Annotated in this window: 19 protein-coding genes; 10 read left to right on the top strand and 9 right to left on the bottom strand. The window is 43.1% G+C overall.

Going from position 1 to position 21,747, the window contains the following annotated elements; genetic code table 11:
- The first annotated feature begins 354 nt into the window (after positions 1 to 354).
- The 5 genes from fruB (at position 355) to FE392_RS06105 (ending at position 5,442) form a co-directional block, all read left to right on the top strand.
- Complete coding sequence (gene fruB / locus FE392_RS06125; RefSeq protein WP_319929339.1) at positions 355 to 1,494, top strand: fused PTS fructose transporter subunit IIA/HPr protein; 1,140 nt, start codon at positions 355 to 357, stop codon at positions 1,492 to 1,494.
- Positions 1,491 to 2,480 (top strand): 1-phosphofructokinase, encoded by a 990-nt coding sequence (gene fruK / locus FE392_RS06120; RefSeq protein WP_319929338.1) that lies wholly within the window; start codon positions 1,491 to 1,493, stop codon positions 2,478 to 2,480. Before fruB ends, fruK begins: the two co-directional genes overlap by 4 nt.
- Positions 2,477 to 4,177: a PTS fructose transporter subunit IIBC gene (gene fruA, locus FE392_RS06115; RefSeq protein WP_319929337.1), complete on the top strand. Its 1,701-nt coding sequence runs from the start codon at positions 2,477 to 2,479 to the stop codon at positions 4,175 to 4,177. Before fruK ends, fruA begins: the two co-directional genes overlap by 4 nt.
- 317 nt (positions 4,178 to 4,494) lie before the next feature.
- Positions 4,495 to 4,857 carry a hypothetical protein gene (locus FE392_RS06110; protein ID WP_319929336.1) on the top strand — a complete coding sequence of 121 codons (363 nt, stop codon included), beginning with the start codon at positions 4,495 to 4,497 and terminating at the stop codon, positions 4,855 to 4,857.
- A gap of 264 nt (positions 4,858 to 5,121) precedes the next feature.
- On the top strand, positions 5,122 to 5,442 hold the full coding sequence (locus tag FE392_RS06105) for a heavy metal-binding domain-containing protein (RefSeq protein ID WP_319929335.1): 321 nt from the start codon (positions 5,122 to 5,124) through the stop codon (positions 5,440 to 5,442).
- A 123-nt stretch (positions 5,443 to 5,565) separates the two neighbouring features.
- Here FE392_RS06105 and FE392_RS06100 read toward each other — a convergent pair whose 3' ends face one another.
- A complete protein-coding gene (locus tag FE392_RS06100) occupies positions 5,566 to 6,453 on the bottom strand; it encodes a LysR family transcriptional regulator (RefSeq protein WP_319929423.1) in 888 nt (295 codons plus the stop codon).
- 161 nt (positions 6,454 to 6,614) lie between these two features.
- On the opposite strand from FE392_RS06100, the gene FE392_RS06095 reads away from it, so the two are divergent.
- Positions 6,615 to 7,808 carry an MFS transporter gene (locus tag FE392_RS06095; RefSeq protein ID WP_319929334.1) on the top strand — a complete coding sequence of 398 codons (1,194 nt, stop codon included), beginning with the start codon at positions 6,615 to 6,617 and terminating at the stop codon, positions 7,806 to 7,808.
- Positions 7,809 to 7,888: 80 nt separating this feature from the next.
- Here FE392_RS06095 and FE392_RS06090 read toward each other — a convergent pair whose 3' ends face one another.
- The 3 genes from FE392_RS06090 to uxuA all read right to left on the bottom strand — a co-directional run bounded on the left by FE392_RS06090 (position 7,889) and on the right by uxuA (position 11,735).
- Positions 7,889 to 8,875, bottom strand: coding sequence for a sugar kinase (locus tag FE392_RS06090; RefSeq protein WP_319929333.1), 987 nt, complete (start codon positions 8,873 to 8,875; stop codon positions 7,889 to 7,891).
- A 27-nt stretch (positions 8,876 to 8,902) separates the two neighbouring features.
- Positions 8,903 to 10,414 (bottom strand): fructuronate reductase, encoded by a 1,512-nt coding sequence (locus tag FE392_RS06085; protein ID WP_319929422.1) that lies wholly within the window; start codon positions 10,412 to 10,414, stop codon positions 8,903 to 8,905.
- An 82-nt stretch (positions 10,415 to 10,496) separates the two neighbouring features.
- A complete protein-coding gene (gene uxuA / locus FE392_RS06080; RefSeq protein ID WP_319929332.1) occupies positions 10,497 to 11,735 on the bottom strand; it encodes a mannonate dehydratase in 1,239 nt (412 codons plus the stop codon).
- A 319-nt stretch (positions 11,736 to 12,054) separates the two neighbouring features.
- Here uxuA and FE392_RS06075 point away from each other — a divergent pair, with 319 nt between their 5' ends.
- Complete coding sequence (locus FE392_RS06075) at positions 12,055 to 12,363, top strand: type 2 periplasmic-binding domain-containing protein (RefSeq protein ID WP_319929331.1); 309 nt, start codon at positions 12,055 to 12,057, stop codon at positions 12,361 to 12,363.
- Positions 12,364 to 12,383: 20 nt separating this feature from the next.
- Here the strand turns inward: FE392_RS06075 and cuyB are convergent, their stop codons facing one another.
- On the bottom strand, positions 12,384 to 13,085 hold the full coding sequence (gene cuyB / locus FE392_RS06070) for a cysteate racemase (RefSeq protein WP_319929330.1): 702 nt from the start codon (positions 13,083 to 13,085) through the stop codon (positions 12,384 to 12,386).
- A gap of 129 nt (positions 13,086 to 13,214) precedes the next feature.
- Here cuyB and FE392_RS06065 point away from each other — a divergent pair, with 129 nt between their 5' ends.
- Positions 13,215 to 14,105, top strand: a complete 891-nt coding sequence (locus tag FE392_RS06065; protein WP_319929329.1) for a LysR substrate-binding domain-containing protein — start codon at positions 13,215 to 13,217, stop codon at positions 14,103 to 14,105.
- A gap of 80 nt (positions 14,106 to 14,185) precedes the next feature.
- Here the strand turns inward: FE392_RS06065 and FE392_RS06060 are convergent, their stop codons facing one another.
- Positions 14,186 to 15,469 (bottom strand): dicarboxylate/amino acid:cation symporter, encoded by a 1,284-nt coding sequence (locus FE392_RS06060; RefSeq protein WP_319929328.1) that lies wholly within the window; start codon positions 15,467 to 15,469, stop codon positions 14,186 to 14,188.
- Between the two features lie 215 nt (positions 15,470 to 15,684).
- Between FE392_RS06060 and FE392_RS06055 the strand changes: the two genes are divergently transcribed.
- Entirely contained in the window at positions 15,685 to 16,392 is a 708-nt protein-coding gene (locus FE392_RS06055) for a hypothetical protein (protein WP_319929327.1), read from the top strand.
- Between the two features lie 267 nt (positions 16,393 to 16,659).
- On the opposite strand, the gene abgT is transcribed toward FE392_RS06055, so the two are convergent.
- Together abgT and FE392_RS06045 are read right to left on the bottom strand one after the other, a co-directional pair.
- The gene (abgT, locus tag FE392_RS06050; protein ID WP_319929326.1) at positions 16,660 to 18,186 is read right to left on the bottom strand and encodes a p-aminobenzoyl-glutamate transporter; all 1,527 of its coding nucleotides are present in this window, start codon (positions 18,184 to 18,186) and stop codon (positions 16,660 to 16,662) included.
- 5 nt (positions 18,187 to 18,191) lie between these two features.
- Positions 18,192 to 19,505: a M20 family metallo-hydrolase gene (locus FE392_RS06045; RefSeq protein ID WP_319929325.1), complete on the bottom strand. Its 1,314-nt coding sequence runs from the start codon at positions 19,503 to 19,505 to the stop codon at positions 18,192 to 18,194.
- 285 nt (positions 19,506 to 19,790) lie between these two features.
- On the opposite strand from FE392_RS06045, the gene FE392_RS06040 reads away from it, so the two are divergent.
- Positions 19,791 to 20,687: a LysR family transcriptional regulator gene (locus tag FE392_RS06040; RefSeq protein WP_319929324.1), complete on the top strand. Its 897-nt coding sequence runs from the start codon at positions 19,791 to 19,793 to the stop codon at positions 20,685 to 20,687.
- A gap of 317 nt (positions 20,688 to 21,004) precedes the next feature.
- Here FE392_RS06040 and FE392_RS06035 read toward each other — a convergent pair whose 3' ends face one another.
- Positions 21,005 to 21,529, bottom strand: coding sequence for a P-loop NTPase family protein (locus FE392_RS06035; protein WP_319929323.1), 525 nt, complete (start codon positions 21,527 to 21,529; stop codon positions 21,005 to 21,007).
- Positions 21,530 to 21,747: the final 218 nt, after the last annotated feature.

The following is a 21,747-nucleotide window of genomic DNA, read 5'->3' as shown; positions in this document are numbered from 1 at the left end:
TCAAAACCTTACTTTACACTCTCTCTGTTTATCGATATTTTCTCAAAAAAACAAGATATAGAATTACCCATTTATATATTTAAATATCAACAAGCAATTGATAACAATGCCAAATTATTGCTGATAAAGATGTTATTTAAATTCTTAACTATTTTATATCGGTACTTTCTGGCATTAGTACAATCTCAGTATAAAACCATTTGGCTTATCCGATGATGAAAATAATGTTAATTCATGCGGTTTCATTTTTACCCAAAAAGCTGAATCGTTTCAATTAATAGAATCGAACCCAAGTTGCAGCGCTACCAACCAGGCAACAGCTTAAAAATGAAGTGACTAGTGAGGTTAAAGTCGATGTTTAGTTTATCATTCCAAGATATTCATCTGGCGGCACAGGCCGATAGCAAAGAAAATGCCATTTACCAAGTTGCCAATGCCCTGAACACGGCAGGTTATACCCAAAAAGGCTATGTAAAAGGGATGTTGGAACGTGAGGCTCATTCTTCAACTTATCTGGGTAACGGCATTGCCATTCCACATGGAACTCACGCAACACGCGATGATGTGATCAACACTGGCGTACAGGTAATGCAATTCCCGAACGGCATTCCGTGGGATGATAATCAAACCGTCTATATCGTTATTGGTATCGCCGCAAAATCCGACGAACACCTCAGCATTCTACATCAGCTGATCCCCATCATCAGCGATGAGCAGCGCGCAAGCCAGATGACAAAAGCAACTTCAGCGGATGAGCTATATCGTTTATTGATGCATTCACAACCGCCCGGCCTGCTGGACAAAACTACAATCACTCTGGATGTTGATACACACGACCTGACAATCTTGCAGGCGCTGAATATCGCCCATTTGCAAAAAAACAACGCGGTAAGTGCGGAATTTATTGCCGATGTCTTCGCTAAACCACCGATATACCTTGGGCAAGGGATCTGGTTAAGTGACAGTTCACAGGGGAACTTGCGCAATGCTGTCGCCATTGCCAGACCCAAAATCCCTTTTAGCTTTGATAAACAATCCGTAGGCCTGCTTCTGACCATCGCCTGCATAGATGATCAACTGGACAATCTGTTCAATCATCTCAGTACGCTGCTACAACACGGCGAGGGAGAACGATTGTTACGCGCACCGGATAGCACCGCAATCATTGCCTTACTGACAACGGGCACATCACAAGAGCCACAAGAAACAGGCGCACTGACCGCCGATTTCATCCTACCTAATGAACATGGATTGCATACTCGCCCCAGTGCCCTGCTGGTCAACATCATCAAACAATTCAGCAGTCAGGTCACCATCACCCCACTTGATGGCAATGGCGTTCCCATTGATGGCCGCAAGCTGATGCAAGTTGCAGGATTGGGTGTAAAACAAGGCGAGCACATTCGCTTTAGCGCCATCGGCTCTGATGCCAAGGACGTTCTCATCGCTATTGAATCCTTTATCAACAACAACTTGGGCGAGGAAATGGCATGAGTAAAAAAGTAGCAACCATCACCCTGAACCCCGCTTATGATTTGGTCGGGTTAACCGGAGATATCAAAACCGGTGAAGTCAATCGCATCCAGACCGCCGGATTATACCCAGCCGGCAAAGGCATCAACGTTGGCAAGATCCTCAGGGCACTCGATATTGACGTTACCGTAGGCGGCTTTCTGGGCAAAGATAATCAAACCAGCTTCCAAAAAGTCTTCACAGAGTTGGGGATCTCCAACCGATTCCAGATAGTTGAAGGACGAACCCGCATCAACGTCAAACTTACTGAGCAGAGCGGGCTCGTCACCGACTTTAATTTCTCTGGGTTCAGCGTCAGCAAAGAAGAATGGCAGCACTTCGCCGAAACCTCCCTCAAATGGCTCCGCGATTTCAACATGGTCTGCGTGAGCGGCAGTCTGCCAGCGGGTGTCGAACTGGATGATTTCATCGATTGGATGCAACGGTTGCGTGAAGTCTGCATATGCGTCGTATTCGACAGCAGCCGGGAAGCCCTGACGGCCGGGCTCAAGGCCCGACCCTGGATGGTCAAACCGAACCGTCAGGAACTGGAAATCTGGGCTGGCAGGCCGTTACCGACACAGCAAGATATCATCACCGCCGCCCATGAACTGCGCGCCGCCGGGATTTCTCATGTCATCGTCTCACTGGGAGAAGAAGGCGCAATACTGGTCAATTCAGCGGGAGCGTGGTTCGCCAAACCACCGCATTGTGAAATCGTCAGCACTGTCGGCGCAGGAGATGCAATGGTCGGTGGCCTGATTTACGGCCTGATGATGGGGCAACCCATCGAGCACACGCTACGTCTCGCTACAGCGATATCGGCCATGACCGTCAGCCAAAGCAACGTTGGCAATATCAACCGCCAACAACTCGCCCAATTGATGGCAAAAGTAGAGCTGACTTCATTAAAAAAACCGTCGATCCAAAAACAGAACCCGAAAAATAACAAGAAGGACATCGCATGAAAACGCTCATTATCAATAACGATAAACAGGGACAGGCACGCGCTTACCTCGCCAAACACACACTGGAAAACGCAGCCACCAGGCAGGAAATGGCCTTCACCTCAGTTCTGGACGATGCTGAATTAGTGATTATCATCGGTGAAACTGCACCAACCTCCCTCAACCTACACGGCAAAAAAATCTTTATCGGCCGGGCAGAACAAGCGATCCGCGAACCAGACACGTTTCTTCTCCAAGCCAAAACCAAGGCTACTGTTTATCAGCAGCAAAACACCTCCGATGCCACGTTGCAAAAACCCGTCAATATTGTCGCCATCACAGCCTGCCCGACAGGAGTTGCGCACACGTTTATGGCAGCCAAGGCTCTGGAGACAGAAGCACAAAAACGCGGCTGGCAAATCAAAGTGGAAACCCGAGGCTCGGTAGGAGCAGGCAACACCCTTACCGAGACAGAAATCTCAGGCGCAGATTTAGTCATCGTAGCGGCGGATATCGACGTCGACCTCACCCAGTTCTCCGGCAAACGCCTCTACCGAACTTCCACAGGCGCAGCCTTGAAAAAAACCGCCCAAGAGCTGGATAAGGCACTAATCGAAGCCGAAATATATACCGCCAAAGGCAACGCTGCCGTATCCGATCATTCCGGCTATTCCACAAAAACCAATAACAAAAAACAGGAAAGCCTCGGCGCCTATCAACACCTGATGACCGGTGTTTCCTACATGTTGCCGATGGTCGTCGCGGGTGGCTTGTGCATTGCATTGTCATTTGTGTTCGGTATCGAAGCGTTTAAAGAGCCCGGCACGCTGGCGGCTGCACTGATGCAAATCGGCGGAGGCTCCGCACTTGCCTTGATGGTTCCTGTACTCGCGGGTTACATCGCCTACTCTATCTCCGGCCGCACCGGGCTGACACCCGGCCTTGTCGGCGGCATGCTCGCCGTCAGCACGGGAGCCGGATTTCTCGGAGGGATCATCGCCGGCTTCCTCGCGGGATACATTGCCAAATTACTGACCACCAAACTGCACATGCCGCAAAGCATGGAAGCATTGAAACCGATTTTAATCATTCCGCTTGTGGCAACGTTAACAACCGGCTTAATCATGATTTACGTTGTGGGTAAACCCGTCGCCTCGATTATGGAATGGCTGACTCACTGGCTGAAATCAATGGGCACTACCAACGCCGTTATCCTCGGCGCAATCCTTGGCGGCATGATGTGTACCGATATGGGCGGCCCGGTCAACAAAGCCGCTTATGCATTTGGCGTCGGCTTACTTAGTGCCCAGACTTATGGCCCGATGGCGGCAATCATGGCAGCAGGAATGGTGCCACCGCTGGCAATGTGGCTGGCAACCGTGATGATGCGGAGCAAGTTTGATCAAAGCGAGCGCGAAGGCGGCAAGGCGGCGTTGGTACTGGGGCTGTGCTTTATTTCCGAAGGTGCCATTCCATTTGCGGCAAAAGATCCGGTCAGAGTACTGCCGAGTTGCATTCTGGGCGGCGCAGTAACAGGGGCACTTTCAATGTACTTTGGCATACAACTGATGGCACCGCATGGCGGGCTGTTTGTGTTGCTGATACCGGGAGCAATTACTCCAGTGTTGACTTACTTGGGGGCGATTCTGGCCGGTACTGTATTGACTGCTGTGGTTTATGGGCTGGTGAAAAGAGAAAATGTTGAGGTAGTTGGCTAACGTTTACTGCGTTGCAGGAGTTGCGGTTATCTGCAACTCCTTCATTGAAGATAGGATAATGATATTATTGGATGCATCAGAGACAACTTGAGTTTCTGAAAAATTTCGTTATCAAGAGTATATGAACTATCAAAACTCATAAAATTCAGAATAGAAAATGATAAATGGAAACTCAATTTGAACAAAAAAGAAAGAAAGGATATGGAGCTAACAAATTGGAATAACAGGTGTATATACTCTTGTGGTATTTTTCAATCTATACAGGAAAGAGTAGATAGAACACTAAATGAAAGTATTAACGAACAAGAAAAATATCATTGCCTTGCAGTAAATTTCAGGGGAGATCCTGTAGGAGTGCTGATATTGACCATTACAGAAAAAAATTACTCAATGCCCCCAAATTTCGGCCTGATATTCCTCTTATTTTAGACATTGCCACAGTCTCTGGTATTAGAGGAGGAGGAATTCCACTCATCGAGCGTGCTGTGAATGTATCTTATCCATTGGGAAAAAATGAAGTAGTCCAATTGTCTCCAATTGAGAAAAGCGAAGGTTCTTATAACTATATGGGATTTAATAAAATACAAGCCAATAGGCTGGTTTTTATGGTCTTAAAACCAGCTGAAAGCATTAAATGGCGGTTAATAGAAGGACGCTATCGTTTTATGTGGAATGCGTAGCTAATATATAAAAATCAAGATCATAAACAGGGTAGTTTCTTACTTATTATGGGTTCTTTAAACAAAAAACACCCTGTAACCCGCAGTATCATTAATACTACAGTCGTAATTTCCCTGTAATCATCAGGTTATCCCGGTTTCACTTACACATTGACATGGGCAAAAAATATCTGGTACATCAAGCACAACACTAAAGTGCAGCTTATTCGGCTAAAGCCCTGCCCAAATCGTTAAGCATGACCTGAAATATCAAACGGAGAGATTATGAAAAACTCAACAACATCCACATTGGAAGGCTATACCATCACAGATTATCTGGGTGTCGTCACAGGAGAAACGATTCTTGGGGTCAATATTGTGAAGGACATTTTTGCCGGGATCAGAGATATCGTCGGCGGGCGCGCAGGCGCTTATGAAAAAGCATTGAAAAATGCACGGGAAGTCGCCTTTTCAGAAATGAATGCACAAGCTCAAACCTTAGGTGCCAATGCGGTTGTCGGCATTGATATTGACTATGAAACTGTCGGGAAAAATGGCGGTATGTTGATGGTTACCGTATCGGGGACGGCGGTTAAGATTGTTTAAAGGAAACATACAGAGTTTGTGAATTAAGCCATCGGTAAGGTGGTTTAATTTTTCAGCTCTCTCTTGTATTGGTGTGGCGACCCAAAAAAAGCGAAATGGCTGTATAAAAAACTATAATTTAAATTATATTGATTCCCAAATCGCTTTGCCTTCCCATTTTTTCTCAATGAACTCGATGAATTTTCTGACTTTGGGAGAAAGGTGGTGCCTTGTCGGATATATTGCGCAAACAGGTTCTTCATCTCGGCAAAATGGTTCTAAAACAGGTATCAATTCTCCTTTCATTATTTGTTCCCCAACTAAAAATGCACCGACCTGAATCAAACCAAACCCCGCTAATGCTGCATCTCTTAATGCTTCAACATTATGAAAGAGTATTCTGCCTTTTAGCCGATAATCATGATGCTGACTATTAATTTTATAGTGCCATGGAACGGGCGTTCCTTGATGTAAAAACAGCAAGGTATCATGATCTAGCAAATCCTCCGGATATTCTGGAATACCTTTCTTTTTTAGATAATGCGGGGAAGCACAAGTAATCAACCTATGTGGAGCAAGAACTTTGCGTATAAGGCGACTGTCATCATTTCCGCCGATACGAATGGATAAATCAATACCATCACGTACCAGATCACTGTAACTATCAGAAAAAGTCACTTCAGCTTCCACTTCTGGCCATGTTGATAAAAAATCGAAAAGAATAGGAATCATATGCATACGCCCGAAAGAAACGGGAAGATCAATACGTAAACGCCCTTGGGGTGTTTGATTTCTCTTATTTAATGTATTTTCTATTTCTTCTACTTCGGCAATAATTTTTAAAGCGTGCTCATAAAATATCAGCCCCTCTTCACTCAAATTAATACTGCGGGTGGTTCTATATATAAGGCGACTGGAAAGTTGTTCTTCTAAACGATTAATACTTTTTCCTACCGCAGAACGTGAAATTCCCAGTAATTGGGCTGCTGTAGTGAAACTACGGACATCCGCTACTTTCACAAATATAAGCATGTCAGAAATATTATTAATAAGAATTCGATTTGACACAATTTGTCCCCACAGTTACCACGGAAGCCTAGTTTATCACCATAATATATTTAGATATATTCATAATATCCTGTGTAATAAATTATTTTTACTAAAAAACCAGCCATAATGCTGAAGGAAATAAAATGATATCTGCTAAAAACAATAGCCATGTTGTTGCACGGCCGTGGTTTGCTGTTTCATCCATAGGATTGTCAACATTCGCAGTTGTAACCACAGAAATGTTACCCGTAGGGCTTTTAAAACCTATAGCAGAAACACTTGGTATATCCGTGGGCATTGCCGGATTAATGATTTCATTACCTGCGTTGTTTGCGGCTTTGTTCGCACCCTTGATTATTCTTGCTTCCGGTGGAATGGATCGTCGAAAGATCTTGTGCCTGCTTATGCTTTTGCTTGTTATTGCAAATATAGTATCTGGAATATCGACTAGCCTAACTTTTCTCCTAACTGCACGCATTGCTGTGGGATTCTGCATGGGAGGGATTTGGGCCATAGCCGGAGGTTTGGCGTCACGCTTAGTTGCCCCTTCTTCGGTCGGATTTGCCACATCGATTATTTTTGGTGGAGTTGCCGCAGCTTCTGTCTTTGGTGTGCCGATAGGCGCTTTTATTGGTGATGCATTTGGCTGGAGAATATCATTTTTCTGTATTGCTATTTTTGCGGCTATCGTGTTGCTTCTTCTTTATCAATCACTGCCTTCTCTACCGATATCAGATTCAATAACGTTAAAGAAATATGCTGAAGTGGTCGTGAATAAAAAAATTATTATAGGGCTTCTGATAACACTTTTCATAGTAAGTGGTCATTTTATGGCATATACCTTTGTACAACCATTACTTCAAGTTGTTGCTGAATTTCCAAGTTATTGGGTTGGCCCTATTTTGTTTATGTATGGGATTTTTGGAATTATTGGTAATTTCATTGCTGGTATTATTTCCGCCAGAAATATCATTCTCACTATAATTTTAATTTCGATTGGCTTAACAGCTTCGATTCTTCTATTCCCGATATTAGGAACTTCTTACATTGGCAGTTCAATAGTGATATTGCTTTGGGGTTTATCTTATGGAGGAGTCTCTGTCTCATTAATGACTTGGATGATAAAGTCATCTCCTAAATTAATAGAAATTTCCACATCTTTATATATTTCATTTTTTAACATTTCAATCTCTTTAGGCGCGTTTTCCGGTGGTTATCTGGTCGATAAATATGGATTATTGAATAGCACATTGATAGCAGGATTCATTGTCTTAATTGCATTTATCCTTATTATTTTTAATATGAAAACATTCGCAAAAACAATTGCAGGCCGTTAAAAATAGCCATTTAACACAATTGGTTATATAAGATTATCAAATTCATTATATAAACTTCATCGTTATAAGCAGGGTGAATGCTACTTTTTATGGAAGTTTTGAACACTAAAACACCCTGTTACCTGCTGTGTTGCTATTTTAGAAACAATCGCCCCTTTATGCTGAATCACAACCCCAGCCAACTGATGCCCCATTAACGCGGCATTCTCAATAGATTCCCCATTCAGCAGCCCGGCAATAAAGCCGGCATTAAAGGCATCCCCCGCCGCAGTGGTATCAATTACTGTCGCAATCGGGGGTGCCGCAATATGCTGTATTTCAGTCTGCTCACGTAAATCACGATAAAAACAGCCCTGCGCCCCCGCTTTGATAATGGCTTGTTTGACGCCCATTTTTTGCAGACGATTAAAAATTTCACTCACCAAATTAGCGCCAGTCGAAACATCTCCCCAAAGCTGGATTTCATCATCATCAGTCACTAAAGCGATATCAGTGATGGCATAGAGTTGCTGATAACTCTCGCGGGCTTGTGCTGCGCTTTCCCATAATGCTGGGCGATAGTTGCTGTCGAAGAAAATGGTTTTGCCTTGAGAAGATAACTTTTGCAGGTCATTGAGCAGCCGTTGGCGATCTTCTTCGGGTAAGATCGCCAAACTGATCCCACTGAGATAAAGCGCACCCATTTTCTCCAATTGTTGGTAAATCTTAGGGTAATCGACATGTCGCAATAGATAACGAGCCGCGGAGTTATTGCGCCAATAAAGAAACGTGCGTTCACCCTGTTCATCAAGCTGTATCAGGTACAAACCCGGTTGATGCGCGCTATCGGTTAACACCAAAGAGGTGTCAATGCCTTCTTGCCGCCAGCGAGTGATCATGCCGTAGCTCAAAGGATCAACGCCCATTGCCGTGACAAAATGAACATCCAGCGAACCTTTTCCCGCTCTGGCAAGGTAAACCGCGCTATTCAGTACATCGCCACCGTAACTTTGGGTCATTGCACCAAATGGCTCGCCATTCAGCTCAATCATACATTCGCCGATCAAGGCAATTTTTACGGCTCGCATCTTTTAATCCTTACCTGACTTATTTATTCAACGGTTTTCATCTTGGACTGAAAGGATTGCAACTGCCCGACGCGCTCCGACCCCCAGTAATTGTTGATACGCATGGATGATATTTTCGACAAAATCACGGTTTTTAATCAGTTTATTACCGAAGATCGATTCAATCGCCAATAACTCCTCAACCAATTTCTTAACCGATTCTTTAACGGCGGCAACAGGAAGCCCATGCCGATCATAAATCGCGGCAAAAACCGCTTTTAGTGGATCACGCACATCGATGGGCTGGCCTTGCTCATCCACCCCACTGACATAACGCATCCATGCTGCAATACCTAATGCCAAGTGTCGGTAATCGCTGCCTTTCTCAATGTGCCATTGAACCGAATCGAGCCAACGTTGTGGCAGTTTCTGGCTGCCGTCCATCGCAATTTGCCATGTTTGATGTTTTAAAGAGGAATTGCTAAACCGCTCGATCAATTTCTCCACGTAACTGGCTAAATCTGTATTTTCCGGCATCGATAGCGTTGGTGCTTGTTCATTCAGCATCAATGCATGCACAGCCCGACGATAATCCGGATTTGTCATGGCATCGGAAATATGTGCATAACCCCCCAAATATCCCAAATAGGCAAGGAACGAATGAGCACCATTTAATATGCGTAACTTCATCGTCTCAAAGGGGGTAACATCTTCCACAAACTGCGCCCCAACCCGATCCCAATCCGGACGCCCATTGGCAAAATTATCTTCAATGACCCACTGGCGGAAAGGTTCACAAGCAACGGCACAAGCGTCTTTCCATCCCAACAATTGGACGATTTCGGTTAACGTTTCCTCTGACACTGCCGGCACAATGCGATCAACCATCGTACAAGGAAATGTCACGCGCTGTTCAATCCACTGCGCCAGTTTTTCATCCTGTAAACGCGCTAATTCCAACACAGCTTGGCGAGCAATCTGCCCATTTTTCCGCACGTTGTCGCACGACAAAATCGTGACTGGCGATAACTGGCGTTCAAAACGCAGCTTTAATGCCGCAGTCATATAACCAATCGCCGAACGTGGAGAAGTTGGACACGCCAAGTCAGCAATAATCAATGGATTATTTTGATCCAACTGCCCTGTCGCAGCATCAATGCAATAGCCCTTTTCCGTCACAGTCAGAGAGAAAATAGCCACATCCGGACGGGCCATTTTTTCAATAATGGCCTGCGCACCATCAATTAATGGATGCATCGCCTCTTTTACCGAACCGATGATGTTTAATGTCGTTACACCCTGATTTTTTTCTGCAACGGTATAGCGCATTGACTGCTTTTTTAGGTTTTCAACCAGCAAAGCGCCCTGCTGTGACATCAAATTAACTTCACAGTATCCCCAATCGCTGCCCGTTTGCTCCAATAGATGGTGTGTATACAGAGCCTGGTGCGCACGGTGGAATGCACCACAACCCAGATGTACAATACGTGTGGTCAGCCGCTCTGCTGTCCAGTTGGGAAACAGAGCGGGCTTTATGTTGTTGATAAGATTATTTTCCATCATGCACCGCCTTATTTATACCCGTCGTCTTTCAAGCTACCTCTTTATTGGCTGCACTCGCTCACCCCGGTCACATAGTTATCTATGCTCCCGGGGACTCACTCCTTTGCCGCCTCGATGCAACTTGAAATCCATTGGGCATAGTATGAAACGCACGGTGAATACCCAGTTCAAGGCCGCGCAATTCCGCCAATCCTTTAAGGCGACCAATCGCCGAATAACCTGGATTCACTTTCTTTTTCAAATCATCCAGCATTTGATGCCCATGATCGGGACGCATCGGGATAAGGTGATCTTCACCCGCCAGCAACCGACGATGTTCTTCTTCTGCGATCACTTTGATCACAGCATACATATCCACATCACCGGCAAGATGGGACGCTTCGTGGAATGTTCGCGGGTTTTCTTCACGCAAGATGGAACGCAGATGCAGAAAATGAATCCGGGAACCAAACAATGTGATCATTTTCACCAAATCATTATCTGCGCGCACCCCGTACGTTCCGGTACACATCGTGTAACCATTGGCATGGCTATCCACGGTTTCGGCTAGCCAGCGCATATCATCCAATGTAGAAACAATGCGCGGCAGACCTAAAATCTCGCGGGGTGGGTCGTCGGGATGAACTGCCATTTTGATCCCAACTTCTTCTGCAACTGGTATGATTTTTCTCAGAAAATAGGCAAAATGATCACGCAATTTAGCCTTATCAATATCTGAATAACGCCTCAGTTGCTGGCGAAATTCGTCCAAGGTATAACCTTCTTCCGCACCGGGCAGCCCTGCAATGATCGTCTTTATCAATTTTTGTTTTTCTGCTTCGCTCATTGTTGCAAAGCGAACCTTAGCCTGAGTAATTTCTTGCTCGTTATAATCTTTTTCTGCCCCTTCACGTTGCAGAATATAAATATCGAAAACGGCAAATTCTATTTGATCAAAACGCAGCGCCTTTGAACCATCAGGCAATTGATATTCCAGATCCGTGCGAGTCCAATCCAGAACTGGCATAAAGTTATAGCACACCGTTTTAATCCCACTGGCAGCGAGATTACGCAACGTCTGCTGATAATTGGCAATCCACTTATCATATTTTCCCGTGTGCGTTTTAATCTCCTCATGAATAGGCACGCTTTCCACCACCGTCCACTCAAGCTGATGAGATTCAATCAACGCCTTACGCTCTTCTATCTCCTCAATGGGCCAAGTTTCACCGTTGGGGATATGATGCAACGCCGTCACTACCCCCGCGACGCCCGTTTGACGGATATCAACCAATGAAATGGGATCTGTCGGGCCATACCAACGCCAAGTTTGTTTCATGATTGACCTCTGCGGTAAACCGCCTTTGCCATCATCCAGGATATGCCTATTGAAGCGCCAATTCACAACAGAACAATTGAGGTAGTGATGGCTGAATTAAGAATAATTAATGTGCTTACTCGAATAACTAATTAATAAAAGTAAATTAAAGGAGATACAAATCAGATAAATAAATCTATAACTTATTTTTTTGATAATAATCAATTAAATGAGTTTTATATTTATCTCATCCGTTAGCAATGATTTACTGTTCGCGCACAAATAAATATAAAAAAACTAATATTTATTACAGAAAAGAAAATGGAAAAATAAAAAATTTTTGAGTACAGCAATTGGAATTGGCGCGAGATTTGCTCTGAGTTCAATGCCGGGTTTTGCCGTTACAACACTTAGGCTCAGTCATAATCAGAACCACAGCTATGCGCTTCATAAGAACTTGATCCAATTCGCCAACGAAGTCAAAGAAAAAATCGACAGAGAAATACATATTCGCATCTATCCTGATGCACAACCGGGCAACCAACGTGAATCACTGAAGTTGATGCTAAGCGGGAGCTTAGATTCTGTCAAATCCAATACCGCAGAACTGGAGCTAGCAATATCACTAACAAGTATGCGCTGTTCATAGCAAAGCAAATCATAATTTCTTTACTCAATAACCGCCTTATCCTGATAACTCCATTCCACCACTCTTTTAACCAATTCCTCCGTAGCATCAATATATCTACTTTTGTCTTTCTCCCGATCAAGAATAAGCGGTATTTCCGTGCACCCCATAATAAATTTTTCAACGCCAATATCTTCAAGCTGTGTTATAACCGTTTTCATTAGCCTATAAGCTCGTTCTGCATCCCCTCCCTTATAAGAAAAAATACTTTCCATAATAGTACTTTGTTGAATCTCATCAGGGATGACAACGTTTATATTTTCTCTTTCTAATCTATTTTGATAAAGCCCGGCTTTTATTGTTCCACTGGTAGCAAGGATAGCTACATTATTTATTCCTTCATTTACAATTTTATTGCAAGTGCTATCAATTATGCTCAGAAATGGAACTTTGGTTGATTCATTTAATTCTTTATACCAATAATGCGCAGTATTGCATGGCATAATAATACATTCCGCACCTACTGATTCTAATATTCTCAATGCAACTAACATTTTATTTAATGGTGATTCGCCGCCAGAAAGTATGCTCGCCGTTCTATCAGGAATGTCGGGAAATGAAACAGCAATAACAGGAATATGCTCTTGATCACAAGTTGCCGGTGTATTTTTAATTATTTTATCCATTACATCAACTGTTGCAGCCGGCCCCATGCCGCCAAGAATGCCAATTATTTTTTTCATATGCCACCTCATAAAATAATCGTTATGATGGCATAGTGATGACAATTAGTAATTGCAATATTTCCATGTGCTATGCTTTATTTGCATACATTATTTTTATGCCTATTAGTAAATAATTGGATTTTATTTATGCTTAATAATATTGAGTTGAAATGGTTATATGATGTTGTCATGTTAGAGGAGCTACGCAGCTTTACGCTTGCCGCAGAGCGAAGGAATATTTCGCAATCTTCTTTTAGCAGAAGGATTAAAGCGCTTGAGAATGCCGTCGGATTTGAAATTTTCAACCGCAATTCGAATCCTTTGCAACTTTCTTTACAAGGAAGGGGCTTTATTGTTTATGCCAGAAATTTACTTAGCGATATAGAACATCAAATTGGGAAAATAAAAGGAGGAGAAATATCTAAATATAAGATTAATATCGCAGCAGCCCATTCGATTTCTATCTCTCTTTTACCCGAACTGATTTCTGGTTTCTCTGAAAAACCCGATAAGGTGTTTAATATTGAATCCATTGATGTTGATGAAGCCGTTAATAATATTAAAAATGGTAAAAGTGACTTTATTCTCTCTTTTTTTAATGGCGATTTAATGACTTCCCCGTTTCTTTATCACAAGGTGCTGGATGCTCGGTTATACCTTGTTTCCGGCTGCGATCCCGGTGGAAAGCCGTTGTACCAGCTGGGAAATGCACCTTTGCCACTGATGAAATACGCCGATGAGAGCTATATGGGCCGTCAGGTGAATCAATTATTGGAAAAAAATTTCAGTGATCAGTTTACTTATTTTTGTGTTTCTTCCATGAGTGAGCTGCTCAAACGCATGATTTTGGATGGTCACGGTGTTGGCTGGCTACCTGATTATTCAATACGTGACGAATTGAGAAAACAAAAGTTGTGCCTGCTGGAGCCAAAACAGGCGTCAATAAAAACGGGCGTTTTTATTTATCGGACGCACTCTCGGCTTAATCCGTCGTCGGAGCGGTTTTGGCAATATATGAAAAAAAGGTGGGCAGCCTAACCTGACCACCAGCCTGTCACCAAGTTAACTTGCTGTATTCGACCTATGATTAATCCACTCCATGATTACAGCAAGTACCTTCAAACTTCTTGGCGGGAAATTTCACCTTGCGGCATTTCCTGTTCGTCGCTGCCCTGCCTTTCTTCCAATTTGGCAATGACGGCTGTGGAGATACTGTTACCAACAACGTTCGTTGCGGTGCGCCCCATATCAAGGAATTGGTCAATGGCAAGGATCAGCAAAATGCCTGCTTCAGGTAAACTGAACATGGGCAGTGTCGCCGCAACAACTACGACCGAAGCACGCGCAACACCCGCCATACCTTTACTTGTGATCATCAGCGTCAGCATAATCAAGATTTGTTCTGCAACACTTAAGTCGATGTTATAAGCCTGAGCGATAAAGAGCACAGCAAAGGATTGGTACATCATCGAGCCATCAAGGTTGAAAGAGTAGCCCAACGGTAATACGAAACTGGAGATCTTTTTCGGTACGCCAAATTGATCCAGTGCGTTCATGGTCTTGGGATAGGCAGATTCACTGCTTGCTGTTGCAAAGGCCAATGCCACCGGCTCCCGAATCAATTTCATCAGCGAGAACATCCCATTGCCAAGGAAGAAAAAACCTACCGCCGACAAAATAGCCCAAAGTAAAAGTAAGCCAAGGTAGAAAAGCCCAATCAGCTTGCCGTAATCATAAAGCAATCCCAGCCCCTGTACGGTAACCGCAGAAGCTATGGCTGCAAACACAGCTATAGGTGCGAATGACATCACGTAGTCTGTGATACGAAACATAATGCGAGCCAAATCTTCGATCAAGCTCGCGATAGGGCTTGTTTTCTGACTTTTCTGGTTGATGTATGACAGTGCCGCACCAAAAAATATTGAGAAAACCAGAATCTGCAAGATTTCATTATTTGCCATTGCAGAGGCAAAGCTACTCGGGAATATGTGGCTGATAAAGCTTTTCAGTGAAAACCCGCTGGTGTTGAGACCGGTATTTACTTCTTCCTGCGGTGCAACTGCCACATTAATCCCAACGCCGGGCTGGAACAGATTCGCCATCAACATACCAATACCGAGCGAAACTAGCCCTGCGATAATAAACCATATCATCGCCTTCACCGTGATCCGCCCGACAGAGGTTGAGCCGCCTATTGATAACAAGCCGGTCACAATTGTCGCAAATACGAGGGGTGCGATGATCATTTTAATCAAACGCAGAAAAATATCAGTGATGATATTGATATAGGAAGCCACTTCTTTGGTTTGGTTAGCATCAAGGTAATAATGAAAAACCCAACCGGTAATAATGCCAAGCAGAATGGCGACAATAATTTGCCGCATGAGCCTTTGTTTGTTCATTATAAATAACCTCTTATTTTTTGTAGATTTTAAAGGCCAGCCGGTATAAATATTTACATTTTTTTAACCTTGTATGAAATGCAAATAAGAAATGCAGCATGCATAAAATGCATCGCTAAATTTAAATGCAAATTAAACACTATCTACTTGAAGCGGAACTTTATTGATTAACAGCAAGTCACAATTGATAATATCTTAAAGAATCAGGGGGAATTATGGGGCAATATCGGCACACCTGGACATCAGTCCATAATATGTCTGAGAACCAAAGGATTGAGAATACAACCCAATTGCAGGTATATGATGGAGGTGCACGGATATGTAATGGGGATAAATTCCAGTATTTTTTTGACAATCCGAAAAGAATAAAAGGGCCCAGGCTCAATATTATGGGGCATTCAGCTCTTGGCTGCCCAATTTTTAGGGGAAAACTGCCAGGTTCTAAGAACATGAGTGCGGAAAATTTTACTAAATCAGTAAAAATTTTATTGAAAAAATATCCGGAAGTTAAAAGCATCAGATTAATTGCATGCCATGCAGGAAAAAATCATCTTGCTCAAATAGTGGCCGATGAATTACGTATCCCCGTAAAAGCGTCTTTGGGAACAGTAAATTTCTCCGAGTTGTTAAATACGGCTCCTCTTCGTCATTGGATAGATCGCCCTGACTACAATAAAAAAAATACATCGGAAAAATATCAACAACATCTAGAAAAAGAAGTTGATTATGGTAGATTCGAGTGGTTTCACCCAAAAGTATATCAAACTTCATATTTGGATGATTTAATAGGCATTGAATTTCCTGCTATTCAACCTGATAAGAGCGCTCTAGAGCGTGAATGGGATACGTTTACTAATAACCGGATATCCAGCGCCATTAATTCTACCAAAACTACAGAATGGGTTAAATTCGATGAAGATTAAAATAACAGGTAACACTACATCGAGTAACCAAATTATTTTTTGAATAATAATGCTCTTAATTTTTTTTCATTAATTTCTGGAAAGATAAATTTTATTTCCAGTGATGGAATGGATTATAAAAAAATCACCATCAATTAAGAAAGCCGAATTCTATTTTATTGATAGCCAACAAAGCTATTATCCAGATGCAGCTTTGTTGGCTGCGTTCCTTCGCTTTCCTTTTCTCCAATTTTTCCAATCGGCTATCACAGCCAGCGCCAATAACCATCACTGTAACTGTGGATACATCCCCGGCCCAATCGGCAACCCGGCAAAATACCACCCGATCAGCAGCAGTATCCAGACAGCATAAAATACCAGCGGATAAGGCAGTATTAAGGTGTAGTAAGTACCGAGTTGGGCATTTTTATAGTAACGCTGGAGAAACCCTAAAAAGAGCGGCAAAAACGGTGACAGCGGCGCCAAAGGAAATACGGCAGAATCAGAGATCCGGAAGATTATTTGCGCAAAGGCGGGATGAAAACCCAACAAAACAAACATCGGTACGAAAATAGGTGCCAGTATCGACCAAATGGCAGAACCGCTCGCGATAAACATGCATAGTAAGGAAGATAAAAACATCAACCCGATAAAAGCAGGAACACCCGTCATACCTAAAGTTTCCAGCACATCGGTTAACCCTATCGCAATAAATTTACCCATGTTGCTCCAGTTGAAAAAAGCAACAAATTGAGACAGAGGGAAAACCATGATGATGAATCCGGCCATATTTTTCATCGGATCAACCAGTAATTCAGGAATATCGTTGGGCTTTTTTATCTGTTTGGTGGATATGCCATAAGTAATCGAAACCACGAAGAAAAACAGAATAATGACCGGTACGATCCCTTTTATAAATGGCGATGGAATGACGGAACCCGTTTGAGGATCACGCAGCAATCCTCCCTCTGGGACAACCAGCAGCGCCATAATAACAATGAAAATGAGTGCAGACAGGCCAGTCATCAACAAGCCACGGTTTTGTTGCGGAGTCAGTTTCTCCAGCTTTTCGTCATTCTTGCCTTCCCATGCTGGTAAACGCGGTTCAACAAATTTATCCGTTAAAATCGCCCCGGCAACTGTCAGCACAATCACGGATGTCGCCATAAAATACCAGTTATCAATCACACTGACCTGTAAATTGGGATCAAGTATTTTAGCCGCTTCCGTGCTGATCCCGGATAGCAGAACATCTGTGGTGACAATCAACAGGTTCGCAGTGAATCCTGAAGCCACACCCGCAATCGCAGCCAATAAACCCGCTACAGGATGGCGTCCTACCGCAATGAAAATCAAGGCTCCCAACGGCGGCATAATAACCAGCGCGGCATCCGAAGAAATATGGCTGAAAAAGGCGATAAACAGCACCATGTAACTGGCGTAGCGTTTGTGGATCCCGGCCGCCATTTTATACATAAGGGCTTGCAACAGGCCGACTTTTTCTGCAAGACCGGCCCCAATTACCAATGCCAGTATTGCACCGAGCGGTGTAAAACTACTGAAATTTTTAACGATGTTGGGCAATATCCACTGTATTCCTTCCGCACCTAACAGGTTTTTAACTTTGACCAGCTCGCCATTGGTCGGATTATTCACGGCCAAATCAAACCAAGAAAAAACCGCCGTCGCGACCATTAAAATAAAGGTTAAATAAACGAATAAAACAAAAGGATTTGGGATTTTATTTCCAATTTTTTCTATCCACCCAAGAATACCTTCCGGGCCTTTATTGGCAGGAATAATTGTATCACTCATGATTTTCAGCCCTCAAAATCAGATAGGTGCAAGGCGATGGTTGCTAAAGTTTTCACTGCTGTTGCCATCACGTTCTCATCAAAATCGAACCGTTCATTGTGATGACCGGCACTCAACTCCGTCCCGAAAATAAGGTAGGTGGCTTGCCCGCCGCGTTCTTTTATCCGCTCCATAAAATAGGTTGCGTCCTCCGAACCCGCGGGCTGCTTGCGGCTTCTGACGACAGATGAAAGTTCAGGGACATATCGCTGCGCCTGCTGATAAATGAAATCGACCCAACGGGGGCTGGGCTGGCTGCTTTGAGCCGCTCCCATTAATTCCAGTTTATATTCAACCTCCTGCATTTTTGCTGCCCCGGCGATAATATTGAGAGCCTGGTTGTAGACAAATTCGTTGATTTCATTGGATTCACCCCGCGTTTCTACTTTCATTAAAGCATGGTCAGGGATCACATTGCGCCCTATTCCTGCCTGTAGCACGCCCACGTTAATTCGGGAACTGCCTTCACTATGATGCGGAATTGCATATAGCCCCAAAGCGGCTTGAGCGGCGGCCAATAACGCATTTTTTCCCTCTTCCGGCTTACCGCCAGCATGGGCAGCGACACCAGAATAGGTCACATCTATCTTGGTAGTTGCAAGAAAATTATCACTGCCACAGACCAGCTCCCCCTGCGGCACATCAAGGCCGATATGGATAGCGATAAAGCAATCGACATCATCAACAACGCCGGCTTCTGCCATTGATTTCGCGCCACGGGTTCCTTCCTCCGCGGGCTGAAAAATCAATTTAATTTTTCCGGTCAATTGGCTTTCGTGCTTTTTCAATATATTGGCAAGCCCCAAACCAATTGCAGTATGCCCATCATGCCCACAGGCATGCATCATATGGGCATTACAAGAGGAAAAACCGTCAGCATAAGGACGGTGCGCATGGGTTTGTTCCTCATTCTGCTCCAGCGCATCCATATCAACCCGAAAAGCCAGCGTCGGCCCCAGTTTTCCGGTATCAAGTGTCGCGACAATGCCGGTAAATCCTCCTGAAAAATGTGGCAACCATGCAGCCAATGCCCCCTGCTTAATTGCTCGCTGCTCTTGCTCCTGCAATGCCTGTTCTGAAGGTAATCCCATTCGTGCATCGGCCTTAATAACCTCTTTCCCCATTTTCAGGCTATAGCCCAAACGGTGTAATTCCTCTGCAACAATCGTCGCAGTCCTGAATTCAAACCAACCAGATTCGGCAAAATGATGGAAATCCCGACGCCAATTTTTTAATTGCCCAGTTATTTGCTGAATAGATTCACTTAATAAATTACTCATAATAATATCTCTTTTATAAAGTTTGGCTTTTAAATTCCGGCCTCATTGACTACGCTGTAATTTAAAGCCAATGGATAATGAAATTTATTTATCCATTGCGGCTTTAAATTAATTAAATAACTTAATTTAAAGTTTATTTTCTCGGCTTATCATTTAATTAAATTTTTAACCAATTAACTTTGCACAGCTTTTATTTTTCAGCTTTCAATTTAGTCAATAAAACCCATTTAAATAAGATGCAATTAACTTTGCCTATATAATTAAAAGTTATCATAAGGGATAAATATGGCTACTCCTATAAAACTCAATCAACTACGCACTTTTGTTGCAATTAACCGTTATGGCAGTATCAGGGCGGCGAGCCGTTCTCTTTCACTTTCACAACCGGCTTTAACTAAATCAATGCGGGAGTTAGAAGACTCCTTGGGGGCAACTTTATTCATACGCAGCAACCAAGGGATCTATTTAACTGAATGTGGAACAAGTTTTTTGCAACGCGCCAATTTGATACTTGAAGAACTTCGAAGAGCAAAGGAAGATATTCAGCAAAGAGTTGGTTTGCTTGACGGGGTTGTTAATGTTGGCATTGCGGGAAGTATTACACGTACCATTATGCCTAAAGTGATCACACAATTTCATCGTGATTATCCTAAAGTCAAATTAAGAATTGTTGAAGGACAACTATTAACGATGCTGCCTCTACTCAGGCAAGGCGAATTGAATTTTACAGTGAATACCTATTATCCCGGCAGCTTGGACGCTGAATTAAATTTCGAAAAACTGATGGAAAAAGAGTACAAAGTGATTGTCCGGAAAGGCCATCCCAAAGCGAATGCAACTTCTTTAGAAGAGTTAGTGGGCTGCAATTGGACAATGCCAACACCGAAAGGCACCTATTATTGCCGGTTATTTGAGAGCTTCTCATTACTGGAAACGCCACCCGTTTTTAGTGTTACCTGTGAAACGTTGATGGCTTGCATGAGTTTGGTCGCTGCCAGTGATTTTGTCACTATTGTGGCAGTGGATGTGGTTGCCGAGGCACAGTTTGACCAGCAATTTGTGGCTTTAAACCTTGAAGAACAACTCCCGTTTGCCATCTTTGGCCTGATTCAACGCAAGGATACAAAGCTTACTCCCGCAGGAGAACATTTGGCGAGGCTTTTTCGGATGTATTGCCGTTAAACGGGCTTGTCATAATTCAGGGCGGGAGAGATCGTTTTTGAAATTAGGCTGCGTGACTTTATAATCTATTATGAACCCAAAATGCTCAGTTTAAATTTATTAAAATTGCCCAAATCGAAACCATTCATGCTCTCGCTTTGCTTATCTTTACCGATAGTTTTATTGATATTTATTCAATTTCCATAATACGTTGTTTATAGTCAGATATTTTGTGTTTTATAAAATTGCAAGTCTCATTTATTACTATTTTAGTTATTACGAACAGTAAAATGATTATTTATTAAATTGGTGAAGACATTATTCTTCACCTTTAGTTTTTATATCAGTTCCCATTTATCAAACTGTTGCTTAATTTCCTTGACGGAAGAAAGTTTAATTTTAGGAATCTCCAGTTGTTCAAAAAGATCCTCTTGGTGTTTTCTTTTACTTGGTATAACAACAGCAATATGGTGGATCATATCCCATTTGATACTGTCTTTTCCGCCTTCCAGGCCGCCATAGCGATGACGTTGGAATAGCGTTCTATATGCATAGCGGAACAGGCTTGCTGGTGTTGAAATATCTAAGAAAATGACCCCAGTTGCTCTGGCTAAACGTTGCGGCAAACATAACCCATAGTTTCCATCAATAACCCAATTCTCTTCCTTTATTGCCATATCATGCAATGAGATAAATTCATCACGGGAACGGGCCTGCCAATCGGTGTTAGGTAAATGAAAAAGCTGATCCAAATGAACTACTTTCAATCCACATTTCTTTGAGATTGCATTCGCAAGTGTAGATTTGCCACTATTCGAAGGCCCCATAATGCAAATTCTATTTCCTAAATCCGAAAGCTGCATGATTTCCTCCAATAGTGATAGTTTAGATTATTGCTCCCCGAATGGGCGAGGGGCATTGATTATATTTAGTCGATAAATCAATGGGTTATTTTATATAAATAAAAATAAGGTATAGATCATATTATACCCTCAATGGAAAAGCTAACTGTATCAGGCGGCATCCTTGAATAATATATTCATATGTAAATAATCCGGATGCAACCTAACATTGACCCGAA

The sequence above is a fragment of the Xenorhabdus santafensis genome (genome assembly GCF_033949405.1).
Classification (GTDB): Bacteria; Pseudomonadota; Gammaproteobacteria; order Enterobacterales; family Enterobacteriaceae; genus Xenorhabdus; species Xenorhabdus santafensis.
This window is presented reverse-complemented; position numbering and strand designations above follow the sequence as displayed.